Source organism: Kocuria sediminis, assembly GCF_009735315.1.
GTDB lineage: Bacteria > Actinomycetota > Actinomycetes > Actinomycetales > Micrococcaceae > Kocuria > Kocuria turfanensis.
On record NZ_WOGU01000004.1, the window covers coordinates 193049 to 205645 of the forward strand.

The 12597-nt window shown below is 75.6% G+C and carries 17 protein-coding genes; 5 read left to right on the top strand and 12 right to left on the bottom strand.

Features of this window, described 5'->3' with window-relative positions:
* Positions 1-94 precede the first annotated feature (94 nt).
* Positions 95-418 (bottom strand): DUF6504 family protein, encoded by a 324-nt coding sequence (locus GMA12_RS06540; RefSeq protein WP_062734339.1) that lies wholly within the window; start codon positions 416-418, stop codon positions 95-97.
* Positions 419-736: 318 nt separating this feature from the next.
* Between GMA12_RS06540 and GMA12_RS06545 the strand changes: the two genes are divergently transcribed.
* Positions 737-1252, top strand: a complete 516-nt coding sequence (locus GMA12_RS06545; protein WP_156268299.1) for a GNAT family N-acetyltransferase — start codon at positions 737-739, stop codon at positions 1250-1252.
* A gap of 18 nt (positions 1253-1270) precedes the next feature.
* Here GMA12_RS06545 and GMA12_RS06550 read toward each other — a convergent pair whose 3' ends face one another.
* From GMA12_RS06550 to GMA12_RS06585, 8 genes are all read right to left on the bottom strand, one after another.
* Positions 1271-1690: a pyridoxamine 5'-phosphate oxidase family protein gene (locus GMA12_RS06550; RefSeq protein WP_156268527.1), complete on the bottom strand. Its 420-nt coding sequence runs from the start codon at positions 1688-1690 to the stop codon at positions 1271-1273.
* Positions 1687-2523, bottom strand: a complete 837-nt coding sequence (locus GMA12_RS06555; RefSeq protein WP_156268301.1) for an SOS response-associated peptidase — start codon at positions 2521-2523, stop codon at positions 1687-1689. The genes GMA12_RS06550 and GMA12_RS06555 overlap by 4 nt, the downstream gene beginning before the upstream one ends.
* Before the next feature lie 38 nt (positions 2524-2561).
* Positions 2562-3278, bottom strand: a complete 717-nt coding sequence (locus tag GMA12_RS06560) for a lipoate--protein ligase family protein (RefSeq protein ID WP_156268303.1) — start codon at positions 3276-3278, stop codon at positions 2562-2564.
* 24 nt (positions 3279-3302) lie between these two features.
* Positions 3303-3872: a nucleosidase gene (locus GMA12_RS06565; protein WP_162459570.1), complete on the bottom strand. Its 570-nt coding sequence runs from the start codon at positions 3870-3872 to the stop codon at positions 3303-3305.
* Positions 3873-3934: 62 nt separating this feature from the next.
* Positions 3935-4942: an MsnO8 family LLM class oxidoreductase gene (locus GMA12_RS06570; RefSeq protein ID WP_156268305.1), complete on the bottom strand. Its 1008-nt coding sequence runs from the start codon at positions 4940-4942 to the stop codon at positions 3935-3937.
* Positions 4943-4991: 49 nt separating this feature from the next.
* On the bottom strand, positions 4992-5456 hold the full coding sequence (sufU, locus tag GMA12_RS06575) for a Fe-S cluster assembly sulfur transfer protein SufU (RefSeq protein WP_156268307.1): 465 nt from the start codon (positions 5454-5456) through the stop codon (positions 4992-4994).
* 39 nt (positions 5457-5495) lie between these two features.
* Entirely contained in the window at positions 5496-6779 is a 1284-nt protein-coding gene (locus GMA12_RS06580) for an aminotransferase class V-fold PLP-dependent enzyme (RefSeq protein ID WP_156268309.1), read from the bottom strand.
* A 52-nt stretch (positions 6780-6831) separates the two neighbouring features.
* Positions 6832-7068 (bottom strand): hypothetical protein, encoded by a 237-nt coding sequence (locus GMA12_RS06585; RefSeq protein WP_156268311.1) that lies wholly within the window; start codon positions 7066-7068, stop codon positions 6832-6834.
* A 321-nt stretch (positions 7069-7389) separates the two neighbouring features.
* Between GMA12_RS06585 and GMA12_RS06590 the strand changes: the two genes are divergently transcribed.
* Both GMA12_RS06590 and GMA12_RS06595 read left to right on the top strand, forming a co-directional pair.
* Positions 7390-7662: a hypothetical protein gene (locus GMA12_RS06590; RefSeq protein ID WP_156268313.1), complete on the top strand. Its 273-nt coding sequence runs from the start codon at positions 7390-7392 to the stop codon at positions 7660-7662.
* 42 nt (positions 7663-7704) lie between these two features.
* A complete protein-coding gene (locus GMA12_RS06595) occupies positions 7705-8757 on the top strand; it encodes a Gfo/Idh/MocA family protein (protein WP_156268315.1) in 1053 nt (350 codons plus the stop codon).
* Between the two features lie 42 nt (positions 8758-8799).
* On the opposite strand, the gene GMA12_RS06600 is transcribed toward GMA12_RS06595, so the two are convergent.
* The 3 genes from GMA12_RS06600 to GMA12_RS06610 form a co-directional block, all read right to left on the bottom strand.
* Positions 8800-9336, bottom strand: a complete 537-nt coding sequence (locus tag GMA12_RS06600) for a ferritin (protein WP_156268317.1) — start codon at positions 9334-9336, stop codon at positions 8800-8802.
* A 190-nt stretch (positions 9337-9526) separates the two neighbouring features.
* Entirely contained in the window at positions 9527-11032 is a 1506-nt protein-coding gene (locus GMA12_RS06605; RefSeq protein ID WP_156268320.1) for an FAD-dependent monooxygenase, read from the bottom strand.
* A gap of 221 nt (positions 11033-11253) precedes the next feature.
* Positions 11254-12006 (bottom strand): SDR family oxidoreductase, encoded by a 753-nt coding sequence (locus tag GMA12_RS06610; RefSeq protein WP_156268322.1) that lies wholly within the window; start codon positions 12004-12006, stop codon positions 11254-11256.
* On the opposite strand from GMA12_RS06610, the gene GMA12_RS06615 reads away from it, so the two are divergent.
* Together GMA12_RS06615 and GMA12_RS06620 are read left to right on the top strand one after the other, a co-directional pair.
* Positions 12005-12148 carry a hypothetical protein gene (locus GMA12_RS06615; protein WP_156268324.1) on the top strand — a complete coding sequence of 48 codons (144 nt, stop codon included), beginning with the start codon at positions 12005-12007 and terminating at the stop codon, positions 12146-12148. The genes GMA12_RS06610 and GMA12_RS06615 overlap by 2 nt on opposite strands.
* Positions 12149-12188: 40 nt before the next feature.
* Complete coding sequence (locus tag GMA12_RS06620) at positions 12189-12596, top strand: YciI family protein (protein WP_156268533.1); 408 nt, start codon at positions 12189-12191, stop codon at positions 12594-12596.
* Position 12597: the final 1 nt, after the last annotated feature.

A 12597-nucleotide genomic window follows, 5' to 3' on the forward strand; every position in this document is an offset into this window, starting at 1 on the left:
TGCCGCGGGTGCTGCGCCTCCAGGGCTCCCCCGCGCGCGGCGGGCGGGCCCTGCCCTCCGATCCTATGCGCCCCGGGCGCGGTGGCCGGCGCCCCTAGGCGCAGCGCACCACCTGGGTCCCCGAGGCGCTGGTGGCCGCCAGCAGCCGCCAGCGACCGGTGTCGAGGGTGTGGACGAGCTCGAGGGTCAGCAGCTCCGAGCGGACGGTGAGCTGGACCTGGACCCGCCACATCTGCTGGTCCACCGCCCCGATCCCGCGGTCCTTGGGCAGCCGGGCGTCCTCGGCCCACCACGCCCGGCGCTCGTACCAGCGCACGGGGTCCTGCGCCACCCGGTAGCCCCGTCCGCGCCAGCGCACGGTCACCGGCACGCCGCCGGCGTCGCAGTCCACCTCGACACCCTCCGTCAGAAAGCCCACGACGGCCCCTCCCTTCCTCGGTCCCGGCGCCCGCCGCGCGGCGCGCCCTGTCCCCTGGAAGCTAGAACACCTGTACGACAGGCTAACCCTCCGGACCGCCCCGACGGAACACGTGTTCCCCGCCGGTGACCGCGGCGGCACGGGCCGGTCACCGCCCTGCTCCGTGCTCCGGGAAGGGCCGGGGAAGCATGGACAAGACCAGCGAAATGGATACGCTGAAAGCACGGAGGGCTTGCCCCGCGAGACCCCCCGGGTCGTCCCCTGTCCCCTCGCCCGACCCGCGCCGGAGCACCCGGCGCCGACATCACGGAGGCCTCCATGACCGGAACCATCACGCTGATCGCCCGCACGGCGGAGAACACCAGGACTCCGGCCGTGTCCCTGCGTCCGGCCACCCCGGAGGACGCCGAGAGTCTCGCCCAGCTCTACTACTCCTCCTACGAGCAGGGCGGGGTCTCCAGCCTCGAGGAGGCGCGCACGGTGATCCGGGGCGTCTTCGACGGCGAGTACGGGCCCTTCCTGCCCGAGGCCTCGCCGGTGGTGGTGGACGACGACGGGACCATCGTGGCCGCGGCCCTGGTCCTGGCCCGGCGCGTCGGCGACGACCTGCCCGACGCCCCCTACATCTTCGAGCTGTTCACGGCGGCCTCCCGCCGCCGGCAGGGCCTGGCCGAGCAGCTGGTGCGCTGCGCCATGAGCACCCTCTACGACCAGGGCTACGACCAGGTGAGCCTGCGCATCGCGGAGGACAACGCGGCGGCCCTCGCGCTGTACCTGACGCTGGACTTCAACCGTTGGGTCCCCGAGACCGACTACGAGACGGACTACGTCTGAGCCCCGGCGGGGCCGGGCTCACAGCGTGAGGTCCTCCCGGACCGGGGGCTCGGCCGCGACGTCCACGAACCGGGCCCAGTGCAGGCGCACGGCCACGAGCCGGGTGCTGTCCTTGCCCGTGGCGCCCGGGTGACGGGACTCCAGCAGCTCGCCGGCGTCCTGCGCCGCGGGACCCGCGAGCACCGCCGCGCGCCCCTCGAGCTGGAACTCCTGGCCGTCCCCCGAGACCACCACCAGGGAGACCCTCGGGTCGGCCCGCAGGTTCGCGTACTTGCGGCTGCGCTCGTTCGTGCCGAAGACCAGCCGCCCGTCCTCGTGGGCCGCGAGGTTGATCCACGCGGACTCGGGGCAGCCGGTGCCGCTGTTGGTCGCCACGACCCCGCCGCCGTGGGTCCGCACGAAGTCGCGGACCCGGCGGAGGGCCTCCCCGGCGCTCAGAACAGGCTCCGCTGCGGGAGGACGAGCTCCGGGGAGTTGTTGCGCACGTTGCCGACGGCCGGGTCCACCGGGTCGAGCATCCACCGGGCGGCCGTCCGGTGCGCCTCGGCCCGGACCAGGTCCACCAGCTGCGGGGCGTCGTCCTCCCCCGGGCGCAGCCAGTCGTCGACGTGCTCGGGGGCCAGCGGGATCGGCATCCGGTCGTGCAGCTCGTGCAGCTCCGTGAGCACGGGGTGCTCGGCGGAGGGCTCCGGGGAGTCGGTGGTGAGGATCGAGCAGGACAGCAGCCAGCTGCTCCCGCCGCCGTCCCGGCCGGGCTGCAGGGCCGCCGAGTGCAGCTCCGCGCCCTCGGGCACCCGCCACCACTCGTAGATCCCGGCGAACCAGATGGTCTCGTCCGGGTCGGCCGGGTGGACGTAGTAGGGCTGCTTGCGCCCGCCCTTGCCGGGGCCCGGCTCGCGCTTCCACTCGTAGTAGCCGTTGGCGGGGACCGCGCACCGGCGGGCGCGGACCGCCTTGCGGAAGGACGGCTTCTCCAGGACGGTCTCGGAGCGGGCGTTGAACATCTTCGACCCGACCGCGGGGTCCTTGGCCCAGCCGGGGACCAGTCCCCAGCGGGCCACGTGCAGCTCGCGGACCAGCTCCCCGCCGTCGTCCCGGCCGTCCCCGCCCGCCAGGCGCTCCAGGACGATCGGCACGTCGGTGGTGGGCGCGGTGTTCCAGTTGGCCCGCAGCCGCTCGGAGTCGGCCTCGCCGAGGCTCTCGTCGGGGACGGCCCCGGTCTCGGCCACGAGGTCGCCCACGGCCCGGGCGATGACGTAGCGTCCGCACATCTGCTGCCTCCTCGGTCTGCCCGGCTCGCCACCGGGACTCAGTCGGTGAGCGGCCCGTATCCCAGGTACTCGGAGTACATGCCGTACACCTTGCGGATCCCGCGCTCGACGTCGGCCACGGTGGTGCCCGGGCGCAGGTCGTCCACGGCCCCCGCGGTCGCGGGGTCCCACTCCAGGTCCAGGGCGGCGTAGACGTCGGTGAGCACCGAGCGGATGGGCTCGGACTGCTCGATCACCAGCACGGTGCTGAAGTACCAGGCGCCCGCGACCACCCGCTGGGCGGTGCCGGCCAGCTTCACCTTCCGGCCCGGGGCCGACGACGACGCCGGGTGCGTCCCGTGCACGCTGTACTCCCCGGCGCAGTACTCGCCGGGGATCTCCCCGACGTCGGCCTCGACCTCGAGCTCCTCCAGGGCCGCCACGAGCATGTCCCCGAACAGGCGGTAGCGGTCCTGGATGCCCGTGGTCGGGTCCTCGGCCGCCTCCAGGTGGTCCACGATCAGGCACCCGCCGTGGTAGGCCGCCGCGCGCCCGCCCACCCGCCGGACCAGGGGCTCGAAGCCGCTCTCGCGGGCGGCCCGGGCGGCGTCGGCGAAGCCCGGGCGCAGCTCGTCCCGGCGGCCGAAGGCCACCGTGGGCGCCGGTTCGTAGAGGCGCAGCACGGGACCGCTGCGGCGGACGTCGGCGAGGAGGGTCATGGCGCTCTCGTAGTCCTGCTGGGCGCCCAGGGACTCGCGCTGGCGGAGTAGTTTCATGCTGGGTCCCAGTCTAGACTCGGGTCAGCGCGCGGCGATGCCGCTGGCGCGGAACCACTGCCCCAGGGCCACCGCGCTGACCTCGACCTTCTCGGCCCACGCGAGCGCGGCCTCGTCGGCGGCGTCGGAGACGTGCTTGACCATCCGCAGCCGCACGCCCAGGTGCCGGCAGGCCACCGCGATCGCCCAGCCCTCCATGTCCACGAGGTCGGCCCGGGCGGCCAGGGCGTCCCGGGCGGGTCCGCCGGCCACGAACGAGTCCCCGGTGGCGAGGACCGGGCCGGTGCCGCCGAGCTCGATGACGTTGTCCACGGGGATCCCGGCCGCGCGCAGCAGCTGCTCGTCCACGTCCCGGTTGATGATCCGGGAGGGCTCGTGCACCCCGTGCAGCCCGTCCCGCAGCGCCCCGGCGCTGCCGATGTTGAGCACCGTCAGCTCCGCCCGCCGCGCGGGGTCCGGGCAGCGGGTGAGCACCGCCTCGGTGGTGCGCACCGCCGCCGCCGACATCCCGACGCCGGTCAGGACCAGGTCGATGTCGTCCGGGAAGTACTTGGTCTCCAGCGGGTGGGCGGCGAGCACGAGCAGTTTCGGCACCCGCCCACTCTACCGGCCTCCCCGCGTGCCCTCACCCGTGCCCGGACCCCGCGCGGCGGCGTTCAGCGCGGGCGGGGGGCGAACAGCGCGGCGAGCCGGCGGTCGGAGTCCGCCTGGGCCTCGAGGTCGTACGCGCCGCCGGTCACGAGGAGCTCGTCCGCCCCGGTCCGGGCGACCAGCTGCTCCAGGCCCGCCCGGACCTCCGGGGCCGTGCCGTGCACCGAGGCCGCCAGGGACTCCTCGACCAGGCGCCGCTCCCGGTCCGGGAGCGCTCCCGGGTCCGCCGGTCCCGCCGGTTCCAGGGGCGGGAACTCGCCCCGCGTCCGGGAGACGGCCAGGGCGCGGGCCTCGGGCAGGAGGAGCCGCCGCGCGGCCTCCCGGGTGTCCGCCACCGCGACGTTCGCCGAGACCACCACGTGCGGTTGCGGCCACCACGACGACGGGCGGAACCGCTCCCGGTAGCGCTCCAGCACCGCGGTGGCGCCCTCGGGGCCCGGGCGGAACAGGGCGGGCCCGCCGAGCACCACGGCGAGTCCGGCCCGCGCCGCGACGTCCACCCCGGCGCCGGTGGCCAGCACGAAGACCGGGGTCGCGGCGTGGTCGCGCGGGCGGGCGGTCACGGGGGCGGTGCCGGAGAGGTGGGCGAGCAGCTCGGCGAGGTCGGCTTCGAAGCGGTCCGCGGCCTCCTTGCCCGTGCGCAGGGCGTCCCGGACCGCGCCGGTGAACCCGAGCGAGCGGCCCACCCCGAGGTCTATCCGGCCGGGGTGCAGGGCCTGGAGGGTGGCGGCCTGCTCGGCGACCACGAGCGGCTGGTGGTTGGGCAGCATGATCCCGCCCGAGCCGATCCTGATGCGGCGGGTGCGGGCCGCGGCGGCGGCCATCAGCACCGCCGGCGCGGAGCCCGCGATGCCCGGCACCCCGTGGTGCTCGGCCACCCAGAACCGGCGGTAGCCCAGCTCCTCCGCCCGCTGCGCCCGGTCCAGCACGCGGGCGATCGCCTCGGCCTCCGTGGACCCGCGCCGGGTGTTGGCGCGGTCGAGCAGGGACAGGGTGATGTGGGAGAGGGGCATGTCCGGCTCAACCGCCGCGGCGGGAGAGGCATTCCGCGGCCGCCGCGGCTCAGCCGCTCCGGCTCACGGCCTCCTCGGCGGCGACCCAGCCGAGCATCGCGCACTTGACCCGGGCCACGAACCGGGAGACCCCGGCGAAGGCGGCGGCGTCGCCGAGGATCTCCTCGTCCGGCTCCACGGTGCCCCGGGAGCGCAGCAGCTCCCGGAACGCCCCGATCAGCGCCAGCAGCTCGGCCCGGGTCATCCCCGGGGCGGTCTCGGCCAGCACGGAGGCCGCGGCCATGGAGATCGAGCAGCCCGCCCCCTCCCAGCTGACCCGCTCCACCACCGGATCCGCGCCCTCCGGGGCGGGCGCGAGCTGGACGCGCACGGTGATCTCGTCCCCGCACGTGGGGTTGTACTGGTGCGACTCGCCCACGGCGTGACCGGGGGCCGGTTCGGCCAGGCCCTCCCCGGAGCGCCGTTTGGCGTGGTCCAGGATCACCTCCTGGTACAGCCCGTCCAGCGCGCTCATCGTCGTCTCCTCGGTCGTCCCGGTGCGGTGCGCACGGTCTCAGCCTGCCACGCCGAAGTAGGCGCGGACCCCGGCCAGCTCGGCCAGGAACCGGTCCACGTCCTCGGCGGTGGTGTAGAGGTAGGCGCTGGCCCGGGTGGTCGCGGTCAGCCCCAGGGCCCGGTGCAGCGGCTGGGCGCAGTGGTGGCCCACCCGCACCGCCACCCCCGCGACGTCGAGGACCTGCCCGACGTCGTGGGCGTGCACCCCGGCCACGTCCACCGCCGCCAGCCCCACCCGCTCGGCCCCCGGGGGCGGGCCGACCAGCCGGACCCCCTCCAGCTGCGCCAGCCCGGCGGCCAGCCGCTGCCCCAGCTCCCGCTCGTGGGCCGCCACCCGCTCCATGCCGACCCCCTGCAGGTAGCGCACCGCCGCGGCCAGGGCCACGGCCTGGGCGATCCGCTGCGTGCCGGCCTCGAACCGGGTCGGGGCGGGCAGGTAGGAGGCGGACTCCATCGTCACCCGGGTGATCATCGACCCGCCGGTGAGGAACGGCGGCATCGCGTCCAGCAGCTCCGCCCGGCCCCACAGGGCGCCGATGCCGGTGGGCCCGAGCATCTTGTGCCCGGAGAACACCGCGAAGTCCACGCCCAGGGCGGGCAGGTCCACCGGCAGGTGGGGCACCGACTGGCAGGCGTCCAGCACGGTCAGCGCTCCCACCTCCCGGGCCAGGCCCACGAGGTCGGCGACGTCGGTGAGCGCCCCGGTGACGTTGGAGACGTGGGAGAAGGCCACCACCCGGGTGCGCTCCCCGATCACCTGCCGGGCGGCCTCGTGGTCGAGCAGCCCGGCCTCGTCCACGGGGATCCAGCGCAGGGCCGCCCCGGTGCGGGCGGCCAGCTCCTGCCACGGGATGAGGTTGGCGTGGTGCTCGGCCTCGGTGGTCACGATCTCGTCGCCGGGCTCGAGCCGGAACCGCTCGGCGGCCGCTCCCCCGCGCCCGGTCGAGGCGTTGGACAAGGAGTATGCGATCAGGTTGATCGCCTCGGTGGCGTTGGAGGTCCACACCAGCTCTCCCTCGGCGGCCCCCACGAACCCGGCCACCACCCGGCGGGCCTCCTCGTAGGCGTCGGTGGCCTCCACCGCCAGGGCGTGCGCGCCGCGGTGCACCGCGGCGTTGCGGTGCAGATAGAACTCCCGCTCCGCATCCAGCACCGCCAGCGGCTTCTGCGAGGTCGCCCCGGAGTCCAGGTAGACCTCCGGGGCACCCGTCAGCAGGGGGAAGTCCTCCCGGATGGCGCGCACCTCGGCGTCGGTCAGCGGCTGCACGTTGTTTCCGTCCATGGTCCGACACTCTACGGCCCGGGACGGCAGCGGTCGCGGGCGCGGCCGGCCGCTAGGGTCGGCGGGGCCGGAGATAGGTGCGGCCGCTGGCGTCCTTCTCCACCACGTACTCCTGCTGCAGGTCCTGGTACCACTGCCGGGTCTGCTCGCTGGGCTGGTCCTGGCCCCGCAGGTCCCGGCGGCTGCGCGCCGCGGGTCCGTAGAACCGCATGGCGAGGTCGTCGAACCGGCGGAAGAGGCTGCGCCGGGGCCGGCCCGGCTCGTCGTCGGGGGTCACGTGGTCGGTCATGGTGTCCTTCTCGGGGATCGGGCCGCGGTGCCGGCAGGTCCGCTTGCCGTCGCAGGGCCCCACCGGCGACGAGGGGCGGCCGCGGCGGGTCCGCACGGTGACGGGAGCCGGACCGTGCGAGGCGGCGGAGCACAGGACCATGATCGCCTCCCCGGCCACCGGGGGCAAAAGCGGTGCCCGGCCGGGACGGGCGCCGGCGGTGCACGTGCGAGCGGCCCGGGGCGGCGCTCGGGTGCCGATGACCGCCCCGGCGGCGTCTGCCCCCCTCCCGCGCGCCGCCGGCCCGGACTACGCTGGGCGGAACTGGTCGAGAGGTGCAGGATGGACGACCGGACGATCGCCAGGACCCAGGCCCGGATGATCCGCGGCGCGATCAGCGACGCCGGGCTGGGCGTGCGGGAGCTGTGGGGGGAGTACCGCCGCAGCGGCGGGGAGGTCGACGAGCTGGAGGTCGACGCCTACCTGCACCATGCCCTGCACCTGGTGCCCCGGCACCGGGACAGCCTCGCGCGCGTCACCAACCGCATGGTGCCCGGCGCCCGGGTGCCCAGCTCCCGGGACCTGCGCCCCATCGACGGCATGTCCGAGACGTGACCCGGTCGCGGCGGGGCGCCGCCGGTCCGATATCGTCACGGCATGACCCCACACCACGCAGGACGGACGCTCACCGCCGGACTGGTCGGATACGGCATGGCCGGACGGCAGTTCCACACGCCGCTGCTGCGGGAGGCCGGCTGCCGGGTCACCGACGTCGTCACGACCGACCCCGGCCGTCGCGCCGCGGCGGAGGCCGACTGGCCCGGGGTGTCGGTGCACCCCGACCTCACCGCGCTGCTGGAGGGCTCCCGCCCGGACGTGCTGGTCGTCGCCTCGCCGACGGGCCGGCACGTCGAGCACGCGCTGGCCGGCCTGGACGCCGGGATCCCCGTGGTCGTCGACAAGCCGCTGGCCCTCGACCACGCCGGCGCCGCAGCCGTCGCCGGGCGGGCCGAGGCCACCGGGACGCCGCTGACCGTCTTCCAGAACCGCCGCTGGGACGCCGAGCAGCTGACCCTCGCCCGGGTGCTGGCCGAGGGCCGGCTCGGGGACGTGCACCGGTTCGAGCGCCGGTGGGAGCGGTGGCGCCCGGTGCCCAAGAACCGGTGGCGGGAGAACGCGGTCGGCGCGGGCGGCGGGCTGCTGCTCGACCTCGGCCCGCACCTCGTGGACGCCGCGATGCAGCTCTTCGGTCCCGTGACCGGGGTCCGGGCCGAGCTGCGCGCCCTGACCACGCCCACGGAGGACGACGTCTTCCTGGCCCTGGACCACGCCTCGGGCACGATCAGCCACCTGTGGGCCGCGAGCCTGGTCGGCGCCCCCGGGCCGCGGACCCGGGTGCTCGGCTCGGCGGGTGCCTTCCTGGTGCCCGGCCACGAGGACAGCCCCGGACCCTTCGACGTCCTGGCCCCCGGGGACGGGACGACCGGCTGGCTGGTCCGCGGCGCCGAGAGCACCCCCGTGCCCACCGCCGCCGGCGGGCCCGCCGACTTCTACCGGGACGTGGCCCGGTGGATCCTCGACGGCGGAGCCGCCCCGGTGGACCCCGCGGACGCCGTCGCCACGGCCGCGGTGCTCGACGCCGCCCGCCGCAGCGCCGCCACGGGCGCCCGGGAGGCCCCCGCGGCCTCCGGCCGGGTGGACGGCCCGTAGGGGCCGGCCCGCACGAGACCGGGGAAACGCGGCGAGGACCGGTCAGACCGCCCCGCCGGCCGCCTCCGGAGTGCCGGAGCCGTGGCCGTGCCCGCCGTCGCCGATGGGCTCGCGGGCCACGAAGTTCTCCAGGTCGAAGAGGTTCTCGGCCCGGGCCGCGACGTTCACCAGGGTGGTCATCGACGCCACCTCCTCCACCTGTTCCTGGAGGAACCAGAGCATGAACTGCTCCCCCAGCGGGTCCCCCTCGGCCCGGGCGGCGGCGAACAGCGCCTTGATCTGCTCGGTGACCTCCAGCTCCTGGGACAGCGCCAGGGCCAGGGGCTCGCGCACATCGGTGAAGTCGTTGCGCACCTCCCCGACCCCCGGGACGGCCAGGGGCAGGTTCCGGTCCAGGATGTACCGGACGATCATCATGGCGTGGTTGCGCTCCTCCAGGGACTGCCGGTAGAAGTGCCGGGCCAGCTGGGGCAGGTCCTGGCCGTCGAACCAGACGGCCACGGCGACGTACTGGTGGGAAGCGGCGAACTCGTGCCCGACCTGACGGGTCAGCAGCTGGGTGAAGGACTCGGGGGCCATCGGACACTCCTGGGGTCTCGGCGTCCCGGGAGGAGACCGACGCTGCGTGCCGGCCCGCGCAGTCGTCGCCGACCGGGACCGGGGCTGTGCGCCTGACGCGTGATGGCCGGACGGCACCGGAGGGCCACGGCACGGCACCCCGGTGAGTATGTCGATTCTAGCCCTCCGGCACCGCCCGGCGGCAGGGCGGTCAGGGCCCCGGCACGGCGGCTCCGGCCGCCTCGCCGCGCGCCCCGGCAGGCGATCCGCACCAGGTGGTGAGCGCCTCCTCGAGCCCGGAGCGGGTTCCCTCCCCCACCCAGGCCACGTGGCCGTCCGGCCGGACCAGCACGGCCGTGGGCGCCGGGACGGCGCCGAGCGCCGGGAGCTCCCAGGTGCCGGTGCACTCGGCGTGCACCCGTCGGACGCGCTCCGCCCAGGGGCGGACGTCGACGCCGTCCGGCTCCGGCTCGGCGAGCTCGAGCAGCACCGGCCGGGCCTCGTGCAGGAGGGCGAACACCCGCAGGGGGCCGTCCGCCGTGCGGAGGTCGAGGTCCGGCATGCGCCGCCCCAGCAGCGGGTGTCCCGGCCCCAGGTCGTAGTGGACGTCCAGTCCGGACATCATCGCGGCGAACCGGCGGCGCGGTTCCTCCATGCCCAGCAGCTCGGCGACGGTCTCGCCCACGGCCCGGATGCGCTCGTCGGGCCGCCGGAGCGCGACCTGGGCCATCGTGTGGCGCAGCACGCGGGCGGCGACCGGGTGCCGCTCGGCGTGGTAGGTGTCCAGGAGGTCCTCCGGCGATGTCCGCCGGAGGACCTGGGCCAGCTTCCAGCCCAGGTTCACCGCGTCCTGCACCCCGGTGTTGAGGCCCTGGCCGCCGTCCGGGGCGTGCACGTGGGCGGCGTCGCCGGCCAGCAGGACCCGCCCCTCCCGGTAGGACGCCGCCTGTCGGGTCGTGTCGGTGAACCTGGTCAGCCAGGTGGGACTGTGGACCCCGTAGTCGGTCCCGTACACCGCCACGAGCGCCTCGCGCAGCTCGCGCAGGGTGGGCTCACGACCGGGCCCGACGTGACGCTCCGTCACCATGATCCCCACCTGCCCTCCCTCCGTCCGGCGGAACGCGTGCTTGCCGAGGGCGTCCTGGTGGATGCCCCACTGCGGCTCCTCGTCCGTCTCGGCCTCGGCGAGCAGGCTGCTGGTCGTGGCGTCCCAGCCGCGGAAGGCGATGCCGGCGGCCTTGCGGATCCGGCTGCGCCCGCCGTCGCACCCGACGACGTACCGCGCTCGCCACCGTCGGCCGTCGGACAGGTCGACGTCGACCCCGGCGCCGTCCTGGACGACGCCCGTCACGTCGTGGCCGTAGTGGAGCGGCACCCCCAGCTCGCCGGCCCGGTCGGCGAGAATCCGCTCGATGTGGTTCTGCCACAGCGCGAGCCCGTAGGGGTGGCGGGTGGGGAAGTCGCTGATGTCCAGGGGGACGCCGGCGTACCCCGCGACCTGGGCGGTCGTTCCCCGGGAGAGGAACCGGTCGGCGAGCCCCCGCTGGTCGAGCACCTCGATGGTGCGCGCGTGCAGCCCGCCGGCGCGCGAGCCCACGAGGTCCTGGCCGGGCCGCCGTTCCAGGACGGCGACGTCGACCTCCGCCAGCGCCAGCTCGCCCGCCAGCATCAGGCCCGTCGGCCCTGCGCCGACGATCACCACCGCGTGCTCGTTCATCCGCTCCCCCTCGGTCCGCCGGCGCCGGGGCCTCCCCGGCCCCGGTCTGTGATTCTGCGGCGCTCCGGGGGGCTTGCGGCAAGCCCCCCGGTGCGTCGTACCGTGGAACTGAGGGGGAAGGCCCTCCGCGCCGATCGGTGCCCCACGGCCCCGGGCTATCGCGCCTTGTCTCTCTCCCGCTCACCACGGGCGCACCGCCGCCCAGGCCTCCTCGGCGCCGGTCACCGGCTCCGGTGCACCTGCTCTGCGGCGAGCCACTGCTCGAAGGTCTGCTCGCCGTGCTGGCACCCGGGCCGGGCCAGCAGGGTGCCGTCGCGCAGCGCACGGCCGAACCCGCCGGGGACCGGCAGCTCGAGGACCCGGCCGCGGACGCCGCCGGCCGCGGCCCACCGCCGGCTCAGCTCGGCCATCCGCTCCTCGCGCGGGCCGGCGAGGTCCGGCACCCGGCCGGACGGACCGGCCTCGGCGAGCGCCACCAGCCGTGCGGCGACCTCCCGGGCCGCGACCGGCTGCGACCGCATGGCCGGCACGAGCGCGACCGGGCCCAGCCGCATCCGCTCGTGGACCTGCCCGGCGAACTCGTGGAACTGGGTGGCCCGCAGCAGGGTCCAGGGCACCTCGCCGGCCTGTACCAGACGCTCCTGCGCCGCCTTGCCCGCGTAGTAGCCGTACGGGGCGTCGTCGAGGCCCACGATCGACAGGACCAGATGGTGCCCCACGCCGGCCGCCCGTTCGGCGGCGAGAAGGTGCCGGGTCACCGCGGTGAAGAACCGGGTGGAGCTGCGGCCGCTGGTGGTCCGGATCGAGGTGACGTCGACGACGGCCTGCACCCCGGTCAGGTCCAGGCCCGCCCCGGTGGTCAGGTCCACTCCCTGCGACCTGGCCAGCACGACGACCTCGTGCCCGCGCCCGCGGGCGATCTCCACCACGTGACGGCCCACGACCCCGGTGCCCCCGGCGACGGCGATCCTCATGACGCTGCTCCTCGTGCTCGTCCTCGTCGACATCCTCGTCCTCGTCGACATCCTCGTCCTCGCCCGTGGCGCCCGCGGCATTCGACGGAAGATGTCGCGCCGGAATGTCGAGATCCTGCGCGCGGCTCCGTCCTGGGGGTGAGCACGGCCACAATGGGCCGTACCGCACCGAGGAGATCATGATGGCCAAGTACCTGTTGCTCAAGCACTACCGGGGCGCCCCGGCGCCGGTCAACGACGTGCCGATGGACCGGTGGGCGCCGGAGGAGATCTCGGCGCACGTGCAGTACATGAACGACTTCGCCGCACGGCTGGAGAGCACCGGCGAGTTCGTCGACGCGCAGGCGCTGTCCCCCGAGGGCACGTTCGTCCGCTACGGCGGTGAGGGCCGGCCGCCGGTCACCGACGGCCCGTTCGCGGAGACCAAGGACCTGATCGCCGGGTGGATGGTGGTCGACGTCGAGAGCTGGGAACGGGCGGTGGAGCTGGCCGGTGAGCTGTCCGCGGCCCCGGGGGCGGGCGGGAGGCCGATCCACGAGTGGCTCGAGGTGCGCCCGTTCCTGGCCGCGCCCCCGACCGTCACGGAGTGAC